The following is a 20,933-nucleotide window of genomic DNA, read 5'->3' as shown; positions in this document are numbered from 1 at the left end:
AAACTATTTTAAAAAATTCAACGAAATTCTATCCCAATTAAAATCTCTCTTTACCCTATCTGAATCAGAAAAAGCATATTTTGAAAGCACATTTATATTATTTATGGCAAACTTTAAATTTTCTTTAAAATTACACTCATCTCCTACTGGCGAAATTAAAACTGACTTTGTCGACGCAAAATAGCTTTTTAAATCTGCAACATCACATGTAATTACGACCAAAGACATAGCAGCACATTCATATGCTGTTAGAAAAAAACTTTCAAAATTTGTTGGTAAAACAGCGATATCAGCCTTCTTTAAATGACTTTTTATTTCATAAGAATCTAGAGCTCCTAAGAAGAAAACTTTATTATCTAGACCATATTTTAATACAAGATCTTTTAGCTCGTCTAAATCAGGGCCATCCCCAATTACAGTCCAGCTTTCAATTTTTTCATTTAACTCTTTTAAAATCAAAGGTATAATATCAAAGGGTTTTTGATCAAAAACTATTCTCCCAACAGATATTAATCTTATTTTATCAGAAGAAATTTCTTTGCTTTCTGAAATATCCTCAGTAAAAATCGAATTCAATCCCACACCAACAGTACTGATTTTCAAAGGATTAACAGCCCAATTATTTATCATATTCAATGAAGAGGACTCACTAATTGATAATATCTTATTCGAATTTCTTGCCCCAACAAATTGAAAATAAATTCCTATTTTTTTTCTGTTTTCAATAAACTTAGAGAAAGTAAAAACTGGATGTTCTGGTGCTGCTTGATAAACTAAAATATTGTAATTAAAAATTTTGCCAAATAAGGATAGGATAGCTGATTCCGAAGTGAAACAAATTACCATATCTGGTTTTAGATTAATAATTTGAAAAATTGTTAAAATAGCCAAATATAAGCCAGATAAATTTTTCACATAAGGAAAAAGAAAATGTACTTTAACAGAATTTGTCTCAGCAATATGTATGAACTCGCCCTTCCCAGTTGTAAATACATGAATCTCATGACCTTTTTTGGCTAGTGAATTTGATAAGCCTTCAACAATCTGATTACCCCCTCCATAATATTTTTTTTCGAATGGGAATTCATGTGTTATTGCAATTTTCATTTTACTAAATTTGTTTTTCTAATTAGTTACGTATTCTAAATATATCAATATAAATTAGCAAAACTCTAAGGGCAATTTGGTCAACTCACTTGGTGGCAATGATTTAAAATAATTATATGTTTTACCTAATCCTTCTTTACGATTTACAATTGGCTCCCATCCTAAAATTTCAATAGCTTTTGAAATATCGGGCTTTCTTTGCTTGGGATCGTCTTTTGGCAAATCTTTATAAATAATTTTTACATTGGATCCAGTAAGCTGTAACACTTCCTCCGCAAAATCTTTTAGACTAATTTCATTGGGGTTACCGATATTCACTGGGAGTGTATAATCACTTAATAATAATCTATAAATACCTTCTACCAAATCATCCACATAACAAAAGCTTCTAGTTTGTGAGCCATCGCCAAACACTGTTAAATCTTCTCCTCGTAACGCTTGCCCAATAAATGCTGGTAACGCTCTTCCATCATTAAGCCGCATTCTTGGACCATACGTGTTAAAAATTCGAACTATTCTTGTTTCCAGATTATGAAAAGTATGGTAAGCCATAGTTATAGATTCCATAAAACGCTTAGCTTCATCATAAACACCTCTTGGACCAATTGGATTAACATTTCCCCAATATTCCTCTGCTTGAGGATGAACTAACGGATCACCATAAACCTCACTCGTACTTGCTACTAGAATCCTTGCTCTCTTTGATTTAGCTAATCCTAGCAAATTATGAGTTCCTAATGCACCTACTTTTAAAGTTTGTATTGGAATCTTTAAATAATCAATTGGGCTCGCCGGAGATGCAAAATTTAGTATATAATCTAATTTCCCTTCTATTTTAATATGTTTAGTTATATCGTGATGGATAAACTCAAAATTGGGATTACTTTTCAAATGATCAATATTTTGTAAGTCACCTGTTATCAGGCTATCCATTGCAATTACATAATACCCTTCTTTAATAAAACGATCACATAAATGTGATCCTAAAAAACCTGCACCGCCTGCAATTAATATTTTTTTCTGAAACATATATTAAGATGATTATTTTCGCCCTATGGATTTATAATAATATCCAAGTTCGTTCATTTTATTAACATCAAATAAATTTCTGCCATCAAATATAATTTTGCTCTTGATTTTATTACCCATTATTTCAAAATCAGGTGTTCTAAACTCGCTCCACTCTGTGGCAATGATTAATCCATCAGCATTAACCAAGGCTTCATATTGATTTTCTGCATATTTTATTTTATCCCCAATCTGCTTTTTAACATTTGGAATTGCCTCTGGATCATATGCGCATATAGTAGCACCTGCTTCTATCAAAGAATCAATGATTACCAACGCCGGAGCCTCTCTTATATCATCTGTATTAGGCTTAAAGGCTAAGCCCCACAAAGAAAAATGTTTACCTCTTAAATCATTATTAAAATAAGTCTTAATTTTCTGTACTATGTGCAGTTTTTGACGTGCATTTACTTTCTCTACTGATTTTAAAATCTCAAAATCATAATCTACTTCATCAGATGACATAATCAATGCTTGTACATCTTTGGGAAAACAAGAGCCCCCATATCCAATCCCAGGAAATAAAAACCTTTTTCCAATTCTTTCATCTGATCCCACTCCACTTCTAACCATATCAACATCTGCTCCCATTCGCTCACACAGTTGAGCGATTTCATTCATGAATGATATTTTTGTTGCAAGGAAACTATTGGCTGCATATTTTGTTAATTCCGAACTACGCTCATCCATAAAGATGATAGGATTCCCCTGTCTCACAAATGGCGCATATAAGTCACTCATTAATTTTTTAGCACTCTCTGATTTTGTACCCACTACTACACGATCTGGTTTCATGAAGTCATCCACAGCCACACCCTCTCTTAAAAACTCAGGATTACTTACTACGTCAAATACTCCACTATAGTTTTTTTCTATAGCTGCTTTTACCTTATCAGCGGTACCAACAGGCACGGTGCTCTTATTCACAATTACTTTATATCCTGATAAAATTTTCCCTAATTGATCTGCAACGCCCAACACATATTTTAAATCTGCACTCCCGTCTGCACCTGGGGGAGTAGGCAATGCTAAAAAGATAATCTCAGCATCTATTACTGCATCTACTAAATTTGTAGTGAATTTTAATCGATTCTCTTTAATATTCCTTAAAAAAATTTTCTCTAAGCCTGGTTCATAAATAGTAATGTTACCAGATTTTAATTTATTAACCTTGGTTTCATCAATATCAACACACGTAACTTTATTCCCAGTTTCTGCAAAACATGTACCTGTTACTAACCCAACATACCCTGTACCTACAACTGCAATTTTCATAAAGACTATTTTCTAAATAAATTAACGTCACATTCTACCATCTCTTTTACTAATCCTTGTAAGTCATATTTAGGCACCCACCCCAATTTAGTTTTGGCTTTAGTTGGATCTCCTAAAAGTAATTCTACCTCCGTTGGCCTAAAATATTTTGGATCAACCTTTACAATGACTCTTCCTTTTTCAAGTTGAAATTCTCCGGTACAATTTATAACAAAACCAATTTCATTTACTCCTTCTCCTTCAAATCCTAATTCTACCCCAACTTCTGCAAAAGACATTCTTACAAATTCACGAATAGTTGTAGTTACTCCAGTTGCTAACACGTAATCTTCTGGCTTTTCTTGTTGTAAAATAAGCCACATGCCTTCAATATAGTCTTTGGCATGACCCCAATCACGTTCAGAGTTTAAGTTACCTAAATACAAACAATCTTCCTGACCTAAAACAATTTTAGCCGTAGCACGTGTAATTTTGCGAGTAACAAAAGTCTCCCCTCTTTGTGGAGACTCATGATTAAATAAAATTCCATTACAAGCAAACATATCGTATGCCTCCCTATAGTTAACTGTTATCCAATAGGCATATAACTTAGCTACTGCATACGGAGAACGCGGATAAAATGGCGTAGTTTCAGATTGAGGAACGGCCTGAACTAAACCATATAGCTCAGATGTTGAGGCTTGATAAATCTTTGTCTTCTTTATTAAACCTAATAATCGCACGGCTTCTAGAATTCTTAATGTTCCAATACCATCTGCATTGGCAGTATATTCAGGCGTTTCAAAACTTACATGAACATGACTCATAGCTGCCAGGTTATAAATTTCATCCGGTTGCACTTCTTGAATGATACGAATAAGATTCGTACTATCAGTTAAATCGCCATAATGTAAATGTAAGTTTCGATCAGGTACATGAGGATCCTGATACAAATGATCGATGCGTTGAGTGTTAATTAATGAAGATCTGCGTTTTACACCGTGAACTTCATATCCCTTTTTTAATAAGAATTCAGCAAGATATGCTCCGTCTTGGCCTGTAATTCCTGTAACTAATGCTTTTTTCAAAACTCGTAGATTTTAAAATTATTTCAAAATTTATTTTTCCAACAACCAACTAGAAGATTGAATTTTGTCCCCTAATCCATCAATCAACTCAATACCTAAATCATTACAAATTGGCACTTCTGGGATAGAATTATTATTTTGGTCCCCACCATTAGCAAAGGCTAGGTCATAAACAGATGATAATTGATCATAAACATATTTAATAGTTGCACATACCGTTCTATCTTGATCTATAGACAAAAAAACCATGTCAACACTTTTAACATTTGATACTATAAAAACTCTTTCATCTTCTTTTTGAAACTCTTTAGAACCCTTTATGGCTCTTTGGTGATCACTATTTACAATCACTATCAATTTATCGCCATTTGCTTTCGCATTGTTAAAATATTCGATGTGTCCTTTGTGAATTGGATTAAAATAGCCACTTACAATGATTGCTTTTTGCTTCATGTGATTTAACTTTTATTATGCTACCAAACTGTACAACAAAACCTTTTTTTTAAATGGTTTTGAAATTAACTACATTTTATAGAAAACTGTATAAAGCCTATAATGGACGATTCCTTGATTTAAGTAAATCCACGAATAAGATTCGGCCGAATGGACCACACTAATCTTCTATCCTTTTCTTTCTCCACGGCTTCGCCATCCTGAGTCACACCATAAGTCTTCTCAGAAAAACGAAATTCAACAACAAATATACCCCCATTTTGGTTTAGCGCCAAAGCATATTTATTTAATGGGAATATTTCAAAATATGTCCACCGAATTAACGGAAAAGTCCTATTTTAGTCACTCAGTGCTTTTCCCTTTGTTTCTGGTAAATAAATCACGCCTACGATGACCGTTAAGGCCGCCAGGGCGATGGGGTAGAACAATCCAGCGAAATTCGAGTGAGTGATCGATCCCAGCCAGGTGGCTACGAAAGGGGCACAGCCACCGAACACCCCATTAGCAAAGTGATACGGGATGGAAAGAGAGGTATAGCGGATTTTGGTGGGGAAAAGTTCGACCAGGAAGGCGGCGATCGGGCCGTAGGCCATCGCCGCGAAACTCACCAATAAGCTGCAAATGAAAGCTAATTCGAGCTTGCCCGTCCAGGTTAGAAAGATCGAACCATTGATTAAGGTACCCTCTTCAGTGACGATGGTGGCCATCCATGAGAATAAAGGGTAGTACCCGAGCGCAGCGAGGGCCATCCCGCCCAGCATCACTTTCTTGCGACCCACGCGGTCAGATAAGCTGCCGAAATAGACGAAGAGAGGCGTCCCCACCACTAAGCTCGCGGCGATAATAAGATTTGTTGTGATGAAATCGACCTGCAGAATCTTGTTAATGAAGATTTGGGCATAAAATTGGCCTGTATGCCAGACTACGCCTTGGCCTACGATAGCACCAAACATCGCGATGAGCATTAAGCGACGGTTTGCCTTGCTCGCGAAGGCTTCTTTTAAAGGGTTTTCGGAGAGTCGCCCTTCGGCTTTGAGTTTGGAGAAGAGTGGCGACTCGTCCATGTTTCGGCGGATGAAATAGGAAACGACCACGAGGATGCCGGATAGGGCGAAAGGCACGCGCCAGCCCCAGTCTTTGAAGGCCGCATCGCCCATAACTTGCTGGGTCACTAAAATGACCAAGATAGAGACGAAGAATCCAAGGGTGGCGGTGGTTTGGATGTAGGACGTGTACTTCCCGCGTTCTGCGTCCGGTGCATATTCCGCGACGTAGGTCGCGGCGCCCCCATATTCGCCCCCTAAGGCTAATCCCTGTATGATTCTTAATGCCAAAAGCAAAGCAGGAGCCACTAACCCAATCTTCTCATAACTCGGTATAAACGCAATCGCAAACGTCGACCCACCCATCAACAGCAGCGTCAACAAAAACGTATACTTCCTCCCAATCAAGTCCCCTAACCTCCCAAAAATCACCCCACCAAAAGGCCTAGCCACAAACCCCGCCCCAAAAGCCGCCAGCGTCGAAATAAACGCCGCCGTCGGATCCTCCTTCGGAAAGAAGCTAACCGAAATAATCGCACTCAAACTCCCAAAAATATAAAAGTCATACCACTCAATCACCGTCCCCACACTCGACGCCATAATCACCTGCCACAACTTCTTAATAGGTACTTTATTATTATCGAACTCTTGCATATAGTATTCTCAATTTCTTCCTAAAAATACAGAAAATATCACAATAGTAGTCGTTCTCTTATCCATTATTCCATTCGAATTTAACTATCTTTCCATATGAACTCGAATACACTCGATCTTATCGCCTCTTACTTCCAACAAAAAGCGCCCATCCGCCGCGCCTGGCTCTTTGGCTCCCACGCCCGTGGCACCCAATCTCCCACTAGCGATATAGATATTCAGATTCAAGTTTACAAAAACACCCCTTTCACCCTTTTTGACCTAGCCGAAATCCAACATGATCTTTCCCAGCTTACAGCGCAAAAGATTGACATCGTCATGCTAGGCGCCTCATTGAAGAGTATTGCAAAACAACTTAACCGCGAGAAGATATTAATTTATGAAAATATGCCCCTGCGGAGCCTATAGCCAGTTTTTACTAATCTGGCTCTCACTTTGCTAAATGACTTTTTCAGGTTTTGACACAAACTGTCAATACCTAAAATCGCAAAAACAATTTCAACTAAAAAGAACCACTATGAAAAAGAACATCACCACATTAGATCAATTGATCGAAGAGCATTACGGTAAGATAGGGTCAGCATCCAGAAATGAATTCGAATGGGGAGCGCAGCTTTTCAAAATAAGCGCAATGATTAAAATAGCGCGGCAAAAACTCCAACTGACGCAAGAAGAATTTGCGGAAAAATGCGGAACATCTAGGTACAGTATTTCATTAGCAGAAAATAATTTGGCAGAAATCAGAATTTCAACCTTGCAAAAAATCGTTGAATTAGGCCTTGGAGGGCGTTTGGAACTAAATATCAAAATCTGATTTTAGATTATCAATAAGCTGTTAGGAGGTTGGATTTCAAGGTGATACTTTTGGAACACCAAACCACTAATCAATATGTTTAACCACTTCTCTAGATACCTGAAGCTCATCCGTGCGGTTCCGCTGCACGTGATGGCGCAGGATCTCGGGATCGATGCCGGACTTTTGAGCAAATACGAAAACGGCAACCGCATCCCAGACATCGACCTCGTCATCATTTTTGCCCATTACCACCAGGTAGACGCGCGCGAACTTTGTGTGTTTTGGATGCGGGAGCGCATAAAACGGTCCTTTGTAGGCTTTGAACATTTAGTGGAGGACGCTTTACCTGATGCAGAAAAAGACGTCAAATACTTCCTTAAATTCCACAAAGTAAAGCTTGAAAGGAAATTCAGTTTCAAACTCATCCTCAAAAATGCCATCGTCTACGACCACACCCAGGCCGTCACACTACGTCATTTTCAATTCCGCCGCCACGGCGTCACTAACCACTAAACCCTTGAAAACATGTTTAACTTCTTTAACCCAAAAGAGCCCCTGCTCTTCTACAACGGCCACATGGGCCCCTACAAGTTCACGAAAGTGACGATTACTATCATCGAAAAAGACAAAGAAGTATTCAGCGAATCCGTGATTGTGGCTCCTGTACCGACGAAGACATTGATTTTTGACTCGCGGAAGTTCTTGAATGATTTGCGAAAAAGATGAGATGTCACGTGATTGTACAAGTCATTACTGCAAATTGACAGAATCTGTCAATACCTGAAAAGCCCTCTCAGTACTTCGAGACAAATTTTAGCAAAAACTGCCTCCAGAGGCCTATTTAGTAAATAGCCCTACAAAAGAAGTCGAAAGCGACACAAGAAAGCTAAAAATTAACGGCGCAATAAACCCAGTTACCGCAAATCCTGGAACATATGCTGCCACTAAATAGACCAGACCTACCGAAATCACTAAAGAAAACAACCCTAAAGTCATAAATGTGATAGGGAAGCTGATGATCTTTAACACAGGTTTAATAAACGAATTCACGAAACCCATCGCTAGAGCGACTAAAAGTGCAGTGGTAAATCCATCTACGGTGATTCCTTTTAAATAGCGAGGAATTACTAATACGACCCCAGCGATAATGATGTAACGAATGATGAAACCGATCATAAGATAGATTATTTAGATGCGTGACGAGATTGAAGAACGGCGATGATTTCGCTTAAATCGATGCCACGGTCTTCTAATAAGACGAGTAAGTGGAAAATTAAGTCGGCCGCTTCGCCTTTGAAAAGGTCATCGTTTTGCATTAAAGCTTCGATAACGAGTTCGACGGCTTCTTCGCCTACTTTTTGGGCGACTTTGTGGGTGCCTAATTGAAAAAGGGAGGCGGTGTAAGAAGATGAAGCGGGAGCGGTTTTGCGGCTCCTTATCACGTGTTTTAGTTGATCAAGCCAGGCAGCATTGTCTGCGTTTGACTCGTTGAAACAGGTGTCTGCTCCGGTGTGGCAGGTGGGGCCGGCTGGTTTGGCCTGAATTAAAATGGTGTCCGCGTCGCAATCGATCGAAAGGCTGATGACGTCGAGGAAGTTGCCTGATTCTTCGCCTTTGGTCCAAAGACGGTTCTTCGAACGGCTGAAAAAAGTCACGCGCTGCTCAGAAACGGTCTTCGCATACGCCTCTTCATTCATGTAGCCTAACATGAGAACCGTGCGCGTGGACGCATCTTGGATGATAGCAGGCACGAGGCCTTTGGAAAAATCGGGTTGCTGTGACATATTTCTATTAAATGCGCATCGGGATGCCTTGGGTTGCAAGGTAATTCTTCAATGCCAAAATTTCAATTTCTTTAAAGTGAAATATACTCGCGGCGAGACCGGCGTCGGCTTTGCCACTGGTAAATACTTCAGTAAAATGTTCCATCGTTCCTGCTCCGCCAGAGGCGATGATGGGAATGGAGGCTGCCGAGGACACTTTGGCGGTTAAATCACAGGCGAAGCCTGCTTTCGTGCCGTCGGCATCCATCGAGGTTAATAAGATTTCTCCGGCGCCGCGGTTTTCAACTTCGCTGGCCCATTCCAGGGTTTTTAGTTCGGTGATGCGTCTGCCGCCGTGGGTGTGGACGAAGTCCAGGCCCGCGGCGGGTTCAAAGCGTGTGTCGATCGCGACGATGATGCATTGAGAGCCAAAAGCCAAAGCCAATTCATCCACCAGCTCCGGCCGGCGCACAGCAGAGGAGTTAATAGAAACTTTGTCCGCGCCGGCATTCAACAAAGCTGAAACATCCGAAATAGACGAAATTCCACCACCCACAGTAAAGGGAATATTGACATGCCGCGCGACTTCGCGGACTAAATTCACTAAGGTTTTGCGGTCATCGACCGTCGCCGTAATATCTAAGAAAACTAGTTCATCTGCTCCCTGCTGGGCATAAAGGGCACCCAGCTCTACTGGATCACCAGCGTCGCGGAGGTCTACGAAGTTCGTCCCTTTCACGGTTCGACCTTCCTTAATATCTAGACAGGGTATGATGCGCTTTGTTAACATGATGCTGAAAATTTGGCCAAATCCGCTAAACTAATCCGACCTTCATAAAATGCCATCCCCACAATCACCCCGAACAAATTCATATCTCGTAAACGAACGAGATCCTCCATGCAAGCCACGCCACCACTCGCAATCACGCTCAGCGATGGGCTCGAGGCCTGAATCTTTTCGTATAAATCGAAGCTGGGACCTTGTAATAAGCCGTCTTTGGCGACATCCGTAGAAATCACATATTTCGCTCCTTTCGCCGTGTAATCCTCCAAAAAGTCAAAAATCGAGATGTTCGAATTCTCTTGCCAGCCAGACACGGCGATCATTTCGTTTTGGGCGTCTGCCCCTAAAATAATCTTCTCCGATCCGTACTTCTGTAGCCATTCACAAACTAGTTCTGGATTCCGAACGGCAATACTGCCGGCAGTGATTTGGGCTGCACCGGCAGAGAAAGCGGTATCGATCATTTCGTCGGACTGAACTCCTCCGCCAAAATCAATGTGAAGCGATGTGTTCGATGCGATTCGCTCTAATACGGCTGCGTTCACAATCTTTTTTGCCTTTGCTCCGTCCAAATCCACCAAGTGTAATCGTTGAATTCCGGCTCCCTCGAAGGCTTTGGCAATCTCCAAAGGATCCTCGGAATAGACCTTTTTTTGGCCATAATCCCCCTGAGTCAAGCGTACGCATTGCCCATTTATCAGATCGATCGCCGGAATTAATTGAAACATATTAGAGTGCTAAGAAATTTTTCAAAATTTGTTCGCCAGCCTTTCCGCTGATCTCCGCGTGAAACTGCGCGGCATAAAAATTATCCTTGTGTAACATCGCCGAAAACGGCTGCACATACTCACAAACCGCTGTCGTATACGCATTTACGGGCGCATAAAACGAGTGCACGAAATAGACGAATTCTTCTGCTTTAAGTCCTTTCATTAAGGGATTGTCCCCTTTTACAGTGATCGAATTCCATCCTACGTGGGGGATTTTCAAGTCTTTGCTTTGGAACTTCTTCACCTCCACGTCAAACACCCCGATGCAATCCACATTTCCCTCTTCCGAGTGCTTGCACAACAATTGCATGCCGATGCAAGTGGCCAAAACAGGTTGCTTTAAGCCTTTTATCAAGGTGTCGAGGCCCTTTTCTTTCAAATAAGCCATCGCCGTACTCGCCTCACCTACCCCCGGAAAAATCACTTTGTCGGCCTTTTTAATCTCCTCAGGATCATCCGTCCACTTGTACTTTTGCCCAATACGGTCCAACGCGTACATCACCGACGCCACATTTCCCGCATTGTATTTTATGATTGCAATTTCCATAAGCGTACAAAGGTATTAACTTTGGGGGATAATTGCCTCCTTCGCGCGGCCCTTTTATGAACAAAAAACTCGTTTACGAATCGCTTTACCTTGTTTGGATGGGGCTTTTACCGCTGCTGGCGTCTGGCTTTTTGGGCTATTACGCGCTGGCAAATCCTTCGTTTTTCACTTCGTTTTCTTTGCTGGGTTCCGTGGTTTTTTGGATTTGCGCTGCCCTGATTATGGGCCTGGCGCTTTGTCCAACGACGTTTTTTGCCTTGTTTACAGGCTATGTGTATGGGTTTTCTGGATTGTTGCCCTTGATTTTGGCTTACTCGGCGGCTTCGGCGCTCGGTTATTTTCTTGCCAAACAATTCGGCGCGACAGCTCTGCTGTCGCGCGTTCCTTCTAGTTTCCTGACAAACGTGCGGTCATCCTCCTTTTCGTGGGTATTCCTCGCGCGGCTTTCTCCTATTTTCCCATTTGCGATCACAAACGCGATCATGGCCTTCGTAGGTGTGCCCTTTCGTTGGTTTATAACGGCTGGAACTTTGGGGATGCTACCTCGTACGTTTTTAGCCGTCTTTACTGGAATTTCGGCGTCTTCGTGGGCTTTGTTGTTTGCGCGACCTGAACTTTTGCGTTGGCAAGATGTGGTTTCTTTGCTGTTGTTGATCGTTTCCGCGGTTGGAATGTATGTGCTAGGGCGTCGTTCTTTTAAGTAATGACCTTTCTGGGCTTCTTTGGCACTATTGTGATGAAATAAGCTCGAGGTACTGAGAGGGGTTTTCAGGTATTGACAGAATGTGTCAATATTCAAAGAGCAAAGAACAAATCTGCAGCCTATTTTACTGTCCACTGACGACTGTCGACTGACTACTGTTTAAATATCAGTTTAAAAAGTTGCTTTACCGTTAAATAAACCTACATTTATCTATGCAACCACTAAACATCAAATTATACGATTTAGCTCGTGCTAAATTGAACCTAAACGACACCGACGCAATGGAATTTGTATCGAGTATTCACGAACTGCAAGATCACCGATTTGAGAATCTGGTGACTAAAGAATATTTAGATCTAAAACTTTTCGGAATCACCGAAAAAATGAATCAAATAGATTCAAATAGCATTGATCGAACAAATAACTTAGGAATTAGTCTCTTTGAAAAAATGAGTCAAATAGATTCAAATAGTATTGATCGAACAAACAAGTTAGAAACAAGTCTCTCCGAAAAAATCAATAAACTTGAAAATTTCATTTCTGAATTCAAAGCCGACAATTTGAAATGGATGTTTATTTTTTGGGTCGGTCAAATGTCAGTGACTATTGCCGTAGTTATGATGCTTATCAAAAAATAAATTTGACTAAGTCCTAAAGCGGCTAATAACGTTTCAATTTTGAATTTGCAATACAACCTATTTCATCTACTATTCACGAAATGCGCGATTGTATAGATCAGAATCTTGCTACAAAGGAATTTGTAAGTCAAAAACTTTCTGAAACGAAATTCGATATTCTAAAATGGATATTCCTTTTCTGGGTAAGCCAATTATCGATAACAATAGGCATCGTTCTGTTATTACTCAAGTAATCATTTATTATTTCAAAGTCATACCTCCGAACTATTTCACTGACTACTGGATACTGGATACTGATTACCGGATACTGACGACTGTCAACTGCCTACTGCCCACTTCGGCCGCAGGACGACTAAAGTGCCTCCGAATCTATCACCTGAACTTTTCCCCAAAGGTGCTTGTTCTCATCTATGAACTTCTTGTGGAGGGGGTGGTAGAGATATTCCTTTTCTTTTTCGGCGCTGTCGAAAACGAGGACCACTGAAAAGGTGTAACTTGCTTCTGTAACGGGTTTGTCAAAATCGGTGACGATAGGCTTGCCTACGTGGGCTGAGGCGATCATTGGGAGGGTTCCTAAAGATTTTAGGGCGCGGTAGAGTTGATCGGTTTCGGTGGTGGAGGTGGGGTTTTTGGCCCAAAACAAAACGTGATGTATAAAAGTCATTTTCGTAGACGGTTCTGCTGATGCCGCAAAGGGCAAAGTGGAGGCAAGGGCGATAAAGTCGCGGCGAGAGGTAGACATAGGTTTAATATTTTTTCAATTCTACAATGGAAATTCCACAAATCAAAGTGATTGTGACCGGTGTGACCGGTATGGTAGGCGAGGGCGTGATGCTGGAGGCGTTGCGGTCGCCTTTTGTGAGTGAGGTTTTGGCGATTAGTCGCAAGCCCTCTGGTCACTCGCATCCGAAGTTAAAAGAGTATTTTTTGGCCGATTTTTATAAGCCAGAAGAGATCAAAGAGGTCGTAAAAGACTACGATGCGTGCCTATTTTGTTTAGGAGTTTCGTCTGTGGGGATGAAGGAGGAGGAATTTAGACGCAAGACCTACGACTTGACGTTGGGTTTTGCAGCCCAAATGCCGAAAAAGATCAGCTTCAGTTATATTTCAGGGATGTCCACCGATAGCACGGAGAAGGGTTCGATCATGTGGGCGAGGGTGAAGGGGAAGACGGAAAATGACCTCAAGAAAATGGGTTTTAGGGATTCTTATTCGTTTAGACCGGGGTATTTGCAGCCAATGAAAGGGAATAAATTCACCTTGAAATACTATAAATATATTGATTGGATGTATCCGCTGCTATTATTGGTGGCAGGGAAGACGGCTTCGACTTTGGAAGAATTAGCCAAAGCGATGATCGAAGTTTCTGCTTTTCCTGTGGAGAAGAAGACGATAGAGGTGGTGGATATTAAGGTTTTGGCAGAACAAATGAAAAACAGAATCTAGGGGAAGTCCCGGGAAATGGGTATTTTTGCCCTGAAATGTAATACAATTAAGAATGGATAAGAAAGTAGTTTTAATGATTTTAGATGGCTGGGGCATCGCAACAAACCCCAAAGTTTCCGCTATCGATGCGGCGAAAACGCCATTTATCTCCTCGCTTTACGGCAAATATGCGCACTCGAAATTAGAGGCGTCCGGCTTAGCGGTGGGTTTACCAGAGGGCCAAATGGGTAACTCCGAAGTGGGCCACATGAACTTAGGGGCAGGCCGCGTGGTCTACCAAAACTTAGTTCGCATCAACAAAGCAGTCACAGAAAATACGTTGGGCCAAGAGCCTGAATTAGCGAAAGCGTTCGACTACGCGAAAGCGAATAACAAATCCGTTCACTTCATGGGTCTTGTGTCCGACGGTGGCGTTCACGCGCACATCGAGCACTTGAAATCCTTGCTTTCGACGGCGTCTGAAGCAGGTTTGGGCAAGGTTTTTGTTCACGCTTTCACGGATGGTCGTGACACTGATCCCAAATCAGGTCTGAAATTCATGACCGATTTATACAATCATACCCTAAAAACCAACACGCAAATCGCGTCAGTAACGGGTCGTTACTACGCGATGGACCGCGATAATCGCTGGGAGCGTGTGGCTTTGGCTTACAAAGCGATGGTAAATGGAGAAGGAAATCCTTCTACAGATGTGTTGAAATCAATCGAAGAAAGCTACGCTGCTGGTGTAACGGACGAATTCATCCACCCAATTATTATGACAGATGCCTCAGGCGCTCCTGTGGGCAATGTCCAAGAGGGCGACGTGGTGATCTGCTTCAACTTCCGCACTGACCGCGGTCGCGAAATCACGCAAGCGTTGACGCAACGTGATTTTCCTGAAGAGGGCATGCAGAAATTGAATTTGTATTACTTGACGATGACGGAATACGATAAAGAATTCCAAAACGTCCACGTCATCTTCAACGACTCTAACTTACCTATGACGATGGGTGAAGTTTTAGAAGGCGCCGGCAAAAAACAAATTCGCATCGCCGAAACCGAAAAATATCCGCACGTTACGTTCTTCTTCTCAGGGGGCCGCGAGGCACTTTTTGAAGGACAACAAAATATCTTACGCAACTCCCCTAAAGTCGCGACCTACGATCTTCAACCCGAAATGTCCGCCGCAGATCTTCGCGATGCGTTGATCCCAGAATTAGAAAAAGAAGAGGTTGACTTCGTTTGCTTAAACTTCGCTAATCCAGATATGGTGGGGCACACAGGCGTTTTCTCTGCAGTAGTTAAGGCAGTAGAAACAGTTGATGCTTGTGCAGAGGCAGTGGTAACAGCGGGTTTAGCGCATGGCTATTCCTTCATCATTATCGCTGACCACGGTAACGCGGACGTGATGATGAACGAAGATGGTTCACCAAACACGGCGCACTCGACAAATTTGGTTCCTTGTATTTTGGTAGATAACGACTTCAAACCTGAGCTTCGCGATGGAAAATTAGGGGACGTTTCACCTACCATCTTGAAACTAATGGGTGTGGCTCAACCTAAGGAGATGACGGGGGAGGCGTTATTTTAGTCGCCGCTGTGCGGCGAGTCAATGAGTCGTCCCTGTGGGACTTAGTCGCGACTGCGTCGCTTAGTCCGAAGGGAATGAGTCCGAAGTCCGGAAATGCCTTGAGGCGTTCCTAGCGCAAAAAAGAATTAAAATACTTTCAAAGTGCTAAATGGTATTTTCGCGTTTTGACACATTCTGTCAATTATCAAAGAGCAAATTTCAAAGACCAAATTGCGAAGCAATGACTTAACGACTCCGTTGTGACTAAATCGCATGGCGATGACTAAGTCACGTAGTGACGACTGAGCCACAGGCGATGCTATCTTTGATCTTTTTGCTTTGAACTTTGCTCTTTGAACTTTGCTCTTTGAAATAAAAAAGCCCAGCGAATGCCGGGCTTTTTTTATTTCTCAATCGGTTGATTATCCTGATCGACGATCACAAAAACATCCTCTTTGGGGCGCTTCATATAATATTTCTCTCGCGCGTATTTTTCTAACAACGCCGGGTTGCCCATCACAGCAGCACGTTCTTGCTTCAGCTCTTTTAATTTAAGCCGATAGTATTCGTGTTCTGCCTTTAAGTCCGCCAGTTCGGTGTAAAGTCTATATTGAACCGTAATATCATTGCTATCTAAAACGAACATCCAAACCAGCAAAACACTAGTGGAGACGTAATAGAAACGATTTGGCCCTAAAAATAGACTACGAACGCGTTCGAGCATCGAATTAGAAATTTAAACCTGGAAAATATGCGTTAGCACCTAATTCCTCCTCAATGCGAAGCAATTGGTTGTATTTAGCCATACGGTCAGAACGAGACGCAGAACCAGTTTTGATTTGGCCTGTGTTCAATGCAACTGCTAAGTCAGCGATGGTTGCATCTTCTGTCTCTCCTGAACGGTGTGACATGATGTTCTTATATGAGTTACGCTTCGCTAAGTTTACTGTGTCGATTGTTTCAGTTAATGAACCGATTTGGTTCACTTTTACTAAAACTGCGTTTGCTACACCTTTTTCGATACCTTGTTGTAAACGCTTCACGTTCGTTACAAATAAATCGTCACCTACTAGTTGACACTTAGAACCGATCAATTTCGTTTGCTCAGCCCAACCTGCCCAATCGTCTTCAGCCATACCGTCTTCAATCGAGATGATCGGGTATTTGTCAGCCCAAGTCTTCCAGTAAGCAGCCATCTCCATTGAGTTTAATTGCTTTCCGTCTGATTTTTTGAACGTATATAAACCTGTTTTCTCATCGTAGAATTCAGATGCAGCGGCATCCATGGCGATGAAGATTTCTTCGCCTGGCTTGTAACCTGCTTTTTCGATCGATTGCAATACGATTTCGATGGCCTCTTCGTTCGACTTGATGTTCGGGGCAAAACCACCTTCATCACCTACGTTAGTAGAATATCCTTTGGACTTCAACACACCTTTCAATGCGTGGAAAACTTCTGTACCCATACGTAAAGCGTGTGAGAATGACTCCGCTTTCGCTGGCATTACCATGAATTCTTGGAAATCAATTGAGTTATCAGCGTGAGAACCACCGTTTAAGATGTTCATCATCGGAACTGGTAATGTATTAGCGTTAACGCCACCGATGTAACGATATAACGATAAACCAGCTTCTTGAGCTGCTGCTTTCGCAACCGCCATAGAAACACCTAGGATCGCGTTAGCGCCTAATTTGCTCTTGTTAGGAGTTCCGTCTAATTCAATCATGATGTTATCGATCATGTTTTGCTCAGACACTTCTAACCCCCATAATTCTTCAGCAATGGAAGTATTTACATTCTCAACTGCTTTTAAAACACCTTTTCCAACATAAACTGATTTGTCTTCGTCACGAAGTTCTACTGCTTCGTGGATACCTGTAGAAGCTCCAGAAGGAACTGCTGCACGTCCAAAAGCACCGTCTTCGGTCTTAATATCCACCTCAATCGTTGGATTTCCGCGTGAATCTAAAATTTGTCTTGCGTGTACATACTGTATTGCACTCATCGTATTATAGTTGTTTTGATTATAGAAATACTAACTTATTGGCTAAATTGCCTTGCAAATTAACGCTTTTTTTACCTAAATACGTATTACCAGATGATAAAATGTATATCGAACTCACTCGTATGTATCTTAGTATCCCTGCTGAGTCTCAATGCTTTCGCTCAAAATATAGACGTAGACGCCTTCGAAAAGAAGATTCAGCAGACGCCGAACGCTTATTTGCTGGATGTTCGGACTTCTGGAGAATTTGGAGGAGGGCATTTGCCAAAGGCGATGAACATCGATTTTCGTTCCCCAGATTTCAACGCCAAGGTCGCGCAACTTTCCAAAGATAAACCCGTCCTTATCTACTGTCTTTCCGGCGGGCGCTCTGCCCAGGCTGCAGAGCAAATGCGTGCGGCTGGTTTTCAAGTAACAGAAATGAAAGGGGGTTATTTGAAGTGGACGACAAGGATGAAGCCATTAGAGGGTGTGCCCGATGTGAAGCATGATGCGGCCTGGAATTTGGCAGACTTCAAAAAAGAAATCGCTTCATCCGATGCCGTTGTGGTTGATTTTTATGCCAAATGGTGTGCGCCTTGCCTAAAAATGATGCCCATCGTCGATAAATTAGCCGAAGAATTCAAAGGCAAAGTGACCGTACTTAAGGTAGAAGCAGACGGTAACCAGGCCATCATGCAAGCCTATGGAATAGACGAAATCCCGAGTTTCATGGTCTTCTCGAAAGGTGAGATGATCACTAAAACATCGGGATTCCGGGAAGAGGCCGCGTTAAAAGAACTCTTTACTGCGACCAAGAAGTAGGCTGACGCTCCCAACGGTGCGCACGCAATTCTTCGATTAATTCTGTTGATAAACCATTTCCATCCGAGGTAGCAATATTGCTTTCCACGTGTTTGATCTTGCGCATACCAGGAATGATCGTGCCCACATCCGGATTAGATAGTATAAAACGCAAGGCCATTTCAGGCAATTCCATTCCTTCTGGTAACAATGACTTCAACGCATTGGCATGATCTACACTTGAAATTAAATTCTCAGGAACGAAATAGGTCGAACGCCAATCATTTGCCGGGAATGTAGTTTCATAGGTCATCAAACCCGTCAAACTCCCTTCATCAAAAGGCACGCGCGCAATTACACCCACGTCTAATTTCTTACATAGAGGGAATAACTGGTCTTCTGGGTTTTGGTCAAAAATATTATAAATCACTTGCACAGATGAGATCAATCCAGTCTCCAACGTCTGCAAACAATTGTTTGGCTCCCAACGATTCACCGAAACTCCCCAATGCGCTACCTTGCCTTCTTTTGTTAATTTCTCAACCGCCATCTTCCAATCATCGCGATCCGCCCAAGCATCCTCCCACACATGGAATTGCTGTAAATCAATTTGCTCCACTTTCAGATTACGCAAACTTTTCTCCGTGTATTCTACAATGTGCGCAGCTGGAAAACAATCTTCGATTTTAAAGTGAGTCTTAGATGGCCAAGTAAAGTTTTTGGGCGGAATCTTCGTTGCCGCATACAAAGTCGTTTCTTTATGACGTCTCAAAAGTCCTCCTAATATTTCCTCCGATTTTCCTTCTGCATATCCCCAAGCGGTGTCAAAGAAATTACAACCTAACTCGACCGAACGGTCTAACGATTTATTGACTTCTTCAATGTCTGAACCGGTCCATCCGGCTAATCCCCACATACCATATCCCACTTCACTTAATGCCCAATTAGTGCGGCCAAAACGTCTTGTTTTCATAATGTAGATTTTTCAAAAACTTTAAAAAATTAAACCTATTCAAATAAACTAGACCGAATAGTACGTGAAATCCCAAAAAATAACAACATAAATATCGATCTAAACATCTTTTTATATCAAATAATATATGTAAACTATTATTTATCAACCGGTTAATAAACGAAATAAATCAATAAATAGTCAATAACGCAAATAACCTAATTATAAGTGCTTTAAATAGTAATCGGGCCTAGATTTGTACTATCATCTGTTCAAAACTATGACAATAACCATTAAAAAAGAACAAATCTGCGAATTAGTTATAAGCGATCAAACGATTTGTATCAAAGAAATTGAATATGTTCAGGGAGTCGGCAATTATTCAAAATTTTATCTTAACGACGGAAGGTCAATAGTTACTTGCAGAACACTTAAATACTACGAGCAATTTCTAATCGAACGAGGTTTCATTCGCCCTTCAAAATCTGCTATTGTAAACGTAAATTCGATTCAAACAATCGATTTTAATCGTCAAAAGACCATAAAACTGTCTAATGACCAAAACATCTCCATTTCTCGTCGTCAAATTAAGCCTTTGAGGGATTTGTTCAAGGCGATGGCATAGTTGCCGCTTTGCGACGACTTAGATTATAGATAAGAGAGCGTAGAGTAGAGATGGGCTCTTATAAACTATACATACACTATTGGTGAAATAACGTCGAGGTACTGTAAGCCATTTTCAGGTATTGACAGAAAGTGTCAAGATGCTCAAAGTTCAAAGACCAAAGTTCAATCCAAATCAAACCCCTGATTACTGACTACCGACTACTGGTTACCGATTACTACCAACCGTCTACTGACGACTGTCCACTGTCCACCGACTACCGCTGCGCAGCAGCTAAACCGCTACATGCACCAACTTCTTTGTCTCGAAAAAGTCCTCCTTGAAATTTTTGGAAAGATGATAAACCTTGTGCTTTCGGCCGAATTCCTGTAATTCCTCTTGCAAATCACCGCCTTTTAAACATAGCAAACCATTCTTCAAATCATGGTAACTATTTAAGCTGATCTTGTCCTTCACCCAGCCAAAGAAAGGCAATAGGCGAGTCACCGCACGAGAAACAACAAACTCAAACTCTCCATCCACGTCCTCAGCGCGCCCGTGAGTAGCCTTTATATTTTTCAAACCAAGCGAATCTGCAACGCCTTGAACGACTTTGATTTTCTTTCCGATGCTGTCCACTAAATGGAAATTCACCTCTGGGAAAAGGATGGCTAGAGGAATACCTGGAAATCCACCACCAGTTCCAACATCAAGAATTTCGGTGCCAGGTTTAAAATCGATGAATTTAGCGATGGCTAAGGAGTGCAGTACATGATGCAGCATCAAATTATCAATATCCTTACGAGAGATCACGTTGATCTTCTCATTCCATTCCGCGTAGAGTGGAAACAATTGCTCGAATTGAGTTAATTGTTGCTCTGTGATGGACGGGAAATACTGCTTGATAATGGCTGCCTTCATA

At 41.5% G+C, this 20,933-nt stretch carries 27 protein-coding genes; 10 read left to right on the top strand and 17 right to left on the bottom strand.

All coding sequences use genetic code 11. The annotated features are described in order from the left end of the window. Window positions 1-3 precede the first annotated feature (3 nt). From ACILP5_RS00220 to ACILP5_RS00190, 7 genes are all read right to left on the bottom strand, one after another. The gene (locus ACILP5_RS00220) at window positions 4-1,107 is read right to left on the bottom strand and encodes a glycosyltransferase family 4 protein (protein WP_395616629.1); all 1,104 of its coding nucleotides are present in this window, start codon (window positions 1,105-1,107) and stop codon (window positions 4-6) included. A gap of 54 nt (window positions 1,108-1,161) precedes the next feature. Next, window positions 1,162-2,136, bottom strand: a complete 975-nt coding sequence (locus ACILP5_RS00215) for a UDP-glucuronic acid decarboxylase family protein (RefSeq protein WP_395616628.1) — start codon at window positions 2,134-2,136, stop codon at window positions 1,162-1,164. A gap of 12 nt (window positions 2,137-2,148) precedes the next feature. After that, complete coding sequence (locus tag ACILP5_RS00210; RefSeq protein ID WP_395616627.1) at window positions 2,149-3,450, bottom strand: UDP-glucose dehydrogenase family protein; 1,302 nt, start codon at window positions 3,448-3,450, stop codon at window positions 2,149-2,151. 5 nt (window positions 3,451-3,455) lie between these two features. Beyond that, window positions 3,456-4,517 carry a GDP-mannose 4,6-dehydratase gene (gene gmd, locus ACILP5_RS00205; RefSeq protein ID WP_395616626.1) on the bottom strand — a complete coding sequence of 354 codons (1,062 nt, stop codon included), beginning with the start codon at window positions 4,515-4,517 and terminating at the stop codon, window positions 3,456-3,458. 30 nt (window positions 4,518-4,547) lie between these two features. Continuing rightward, on the bottom strand, window positions 4,548-4,970 hold the full coding sequence (locus tag ACILP5_RS00200; RefSeq protein WP_395616625.1) for an adenylyltransferase/cytidyltransferase family protein: 423 nt from the start codon (window positions 4,968-4,970) through the stop codon (window positions 4,548-4,550). A 119-nt stretch (window positions 4,971-5,089) separates the two neighbouring features. Continuing rightward, window positions 5,090-5,245, bottom strand: coding sequence for a hypothetical protein (locus ACILP5_RS00195; protein ID WP_395616624.1), 156 nt, complete (start codon window positions 5,243-5,245; stop codon window positions 5,090-5,092). A gap of 63 nt (window positions 5,246-5,308) precedes the next feature. Then, window positions 5,309-6,667, bottom strand: a complete 1,359-nt coding sequence (locus tag ACILP5_RS00190; protein WP_395616623.1) for an MFS transporter — start codon at window positions 6,665-6,667, stop codon at window positions 5,309-5,311. Between the two features lie 96 nt (window positions 6,668-6,763). Between ACILP5_RS00190 and ACILP5_RS00185 the strand changes: the two genes are divergently transcribed. From ACILP5_RS00185 to ACILP5_RS00170, 4 genes are all read left to right on the top strand, one after another. After that, a complete protein-coding gene (locus ACILP5_RS00185; protein ID WP_395616622.1) occupies window positions 6,764-7,075 on the top strand; it encodes a nucleotidyltransferase family protein in 312 nt (103 codons plus the stop codon). Between the two features lie 109 nt (window positions 7,076-7,184). After that, complete coding sequence (locus ACILP5_RS00180) at window positions 7,185-7,481, top strand: helix-turn-helix domain-containing protein (RefSeq protein WP_395616621.1); 297 nt, start codon at window positions 7,185-7,187, stop codon at window positions 7,479-7,481. Between the two features lie 75 nt (window positions 7,482-7,556). After that, window positions 7,557-7,976 (top strand): helix-turn-helix domain-containing protein, encoded by a 420-nt coding sequence (locus tag ACILP5_RS00175; protein WP_395616620.1) that lies wholly within the window; start codon window positions 7,557-7,559, stop codon window positions 7,974-7,976. A 12-nt stretch (window positions 7,977-7,988) separates the two neighbouring features. After that, window positions 7,989-8,189: a hypothetical protein gene (locus ACILP5_RS00170; protein WP_395616619.1), complete on the top strand. Its 201-nt coding sequence runs from the start codon at window positions 7,989-7,991 to the stop codon at window positions 8,187-8,189. 111 nt (window positions 8,190-8,300) lie between these two features. On the opposite strand, the gene ACILP5_RS00165 is transcribed toward ACILP5_RS00170, so the two are convergent. Genes ACILP5_RS00165 through hisH form a run of 5 tightly spaced genes read right to left on the bottom strand, consistent with a single transcriptional unit; the run spans window position 8,301 to window position 11,327 of the window. After that, complete coding sequence (locus ACILP5_RS00165; protein WP_395616618.1) at window positions 8,301-8,639, bottom strand: phage holin family protein; 339 nt, start codon at window positions 8,637-8,639, stop codon at window positions 8,301-8,303. An 8-nt stretch (window positions 8,640-8,647) separates the two neighbouring features. Beyond that, entirely contained in the window at window positions 8,648-9,247 is a 600-nt protein-coding gene (hisIE, locus tag ACILP5_RS00160) for a bifunctional phosphoribosyl-AMP cyclohydrolase/phosphoribosyl-ATP diphosphatase HisIE (RefSeq protein ID WP_395616617.1), read from the bottom strand. Window positions 9,248-9,254: 7 nt separating this feature from the next. Then, a complete protein-coding gene (gene hisF, locus ACILP5_RS00155; RefSeq protein WP_395616616.1) occupies window positions 9,255-10,016 on the bottom strand; it encodes an imidazole glycerol phosphate synthase subunit HisF in 762 nt (253 codons plus the stop codon). Next, window positions 10,010-10,738 (bottom strand): 1-(5-phosphoribosyl)-5-[(5-phosphoribosylamino)methylideneamino]imidazole-4-carboxamide isomerase, encoded by a 729-nt coding sequence (gene hisA / locus ACILP5_RS00150; protein WP_395616615.1) that lies wholly within the window; start codon window positions 10,736-10,738, stop codon window positions 10,010-10,012. The genes hisF and hisA overlap by 7 nt, the downstream gene beginning before the upstream one ends. Window position 10,739: 1 nt before the next feature. Next, window positions 10,740-11,327, bottom strand: a complete 588-nt coding sequence (hisH, locus tag ACILP5_RS00145) for an imidazole glycerol phosphate synthase subunit HisH (protein WP_395616614.1) — start codon at window positions 11,325-11,327, stop codon at window positions 10,740-10,742. Window positions 11,328-11,383: 56 nt separating this feature from the next. On the opposite strand from hisH, the gene ACILP5_RS00140 reads away from it, so the two are divergent. After that, window positions 11,384-12,031 (top strand): TVP38/TMEM64 family protein, encoded by a 648-nt coding sequence (locus ACILP5_RS00140; RefSeq protein ID WP_395616613.1) that lies wholly within the window; start codon window positions 11,384-11,386, stop codon window positions 12,029-12,031. A gap of 211 nt (window positions 12,032-12,242) precedes the next feature. Beyond that, window positions 12,243-12,668, top strand: coding sequence for a hypothetical protein (locus ACILP5_RS00135; protein WP_395616612.1), 426 nt, complete (start codon window positions 12,243-12,245; stop codon window positions 12,666-12,668). 352 nt (window positions 12,669-13,020) lie between these two features. Here ACILP5_RS00135 and ACILP5_RS00130 read toward each other — a convergent pair whose 3' ends face one another. After that, window positions 13,021-13,410, bottom strand: a complete 390-nt coding sequence (locus tag ACILP5_RS00130) for a Dabb family protein (protein WP_395616611.1) — start codon at window positions 13,408-13,410, stop codon at window positions 13,021-13,023. A gap of 26 nt (window positions 13,411-13,436) precedes the next feature. Between ACILP5_RS00130 and ACILP5_RS00125 the strand changes: the two genes are divergently transcribed. Further along, the gene (locus ACILP5_RS00125) at window positions 13,437-14,114 is read left to right on the top strand and encodes an NAD-dependent epimerase/dehydratase family protein (protein WP_395616610.1); all 678 of its coding nucleotides are present in this window, start codon (window positions 13,437-13,439) and stop codon (window positions 14,112-14,114) included. A gap of 52 nt (window positions 14,115-14,166) precedes the next feature. Beyond that, the gene (gene gpmI, locus ACILP5_RS00120) at window positions 14,167-15,687 is read left to right on the top strand and encodes a 2,3-bisphosphoglycerate-independent phosphoglycerate mutase (protein WP_395616609.1); all 1,521 of its coding nucleotides are present in this window, start codon (window positions 14,167-14,169) and stop codon (window positions 15,685-15,687) included. A gap of 382 nt (window positions 15,688-16,069) precedes the next feature. Here the strand turns inward: gpmI and ACILP5_RS00115 are convergent, their stop codons facing one another. Together ACILP5_RS00115 and eno are read right to left on the bottom strand one after the other, a co-directional pair. After that, window positions 16,070-16,390: a septum formation initiator family protein gene (locus tag ACILP5_RS00115; RefSeq protein WP_395616608.1), complete on the bottom strand. Its 321-nt coding sequence runs from the start codon at window positions 16,388-16,390 to the stop codon at window positions 16,070-16,072. Between the two features lie 4 nt (window positions 16,391-16,394). Next, a complete protein-coding gene (gene eno, locus ACILP5_RS00110) occupies window positions 16,395-17,672 on the bottom strand; it encodes a phosphopyruvate hydratase (protein ID WP_395616607.1) in 1,278 nt (425 codons plus the stop codon). 93 nt (window positions 17,673-17,765) lie between these two features. On the opposite strand from eno, the gene ACILP5_RS00105 reads away from it, so the two are divergent. Continuing rightward, on the top strand, window positions 17,766-18,476 hold the full coding sequence (locus tag ACILP5_RS00105; RefSeq protein ID WP_395616606.1) for a thioredoxin domain-containing protein: 711 nt from the start codon (window positions 17,766-17,768) through the stop codon (window positions 18,474-18,476). On the opposite strand, the gene ACILP5_RS00100 is transcribed toward ACILP5_RS00105, so the two are convergent. Beyond that, on the bottom strand, window positions 18,457-19,428 hold the full coding sequence (locus ACILP5_RS00100) for an aldo/keto reductase (RefSeq protein WP_395616605.1): 972 nt from the start codon (window positions 19,426-19,428) through the stop codon (window positions 18,457-18,459). The two genes, ACILP5_RS00105 and ACILP5_RS00100, sit on opposite strands and share 20 nt — an antisense overlap. 259 nt (window positions 19,429-19,687) lie before the next feature. Between ACILP5_RS00100 and ACILP5_RS00095 the strand changes: the two genes are divergently transcribed. Continuing rightward, window positions 19,688-20,032, top strand: coding sequence for a LytR/AlgR family response regulator transcription factor (locus ACILP5_RS00095; RefSeq protein ID WP_395616604.1), 345 nt, complete (start codon window positions 19,688-19,690; stop codon window positions 20,030-20,032). A 273-nt stretch (window positions 20,033-20,305) separates the two neighbouring features. On the opposite strand, the gene rsmG is transcribed toward ACILP5_RS00095, so the two are convergent. Next, complete coding sequence (rsmG, locus tag ACILP5_RS00090) at window positions 20,306-20,932, bottom strand: 16S rRNA (guanine(527)-N(7))-methyltransferase RsmG (RefSeq protein ID WP_395616603.1); 627 nt, start codon at window positions 20,930-20,932, stop codon at window positions 20,306-20,308. Window position 20,933: the final 1 nt, after the last annotated feature.

The organism is Aquirufa sp. (assembly GCF_044239315.1).
Lineage (GTDB): Bacteria > Bacteroidota > Bacteroidia > Cytophagales > Spirosomataceae > Aquirufa.
The sequence above is the reverse complement of the archived record's forward strand: the minus strand, read 5'-3'. Positions and strand labels throughout refer to the sequence as shown.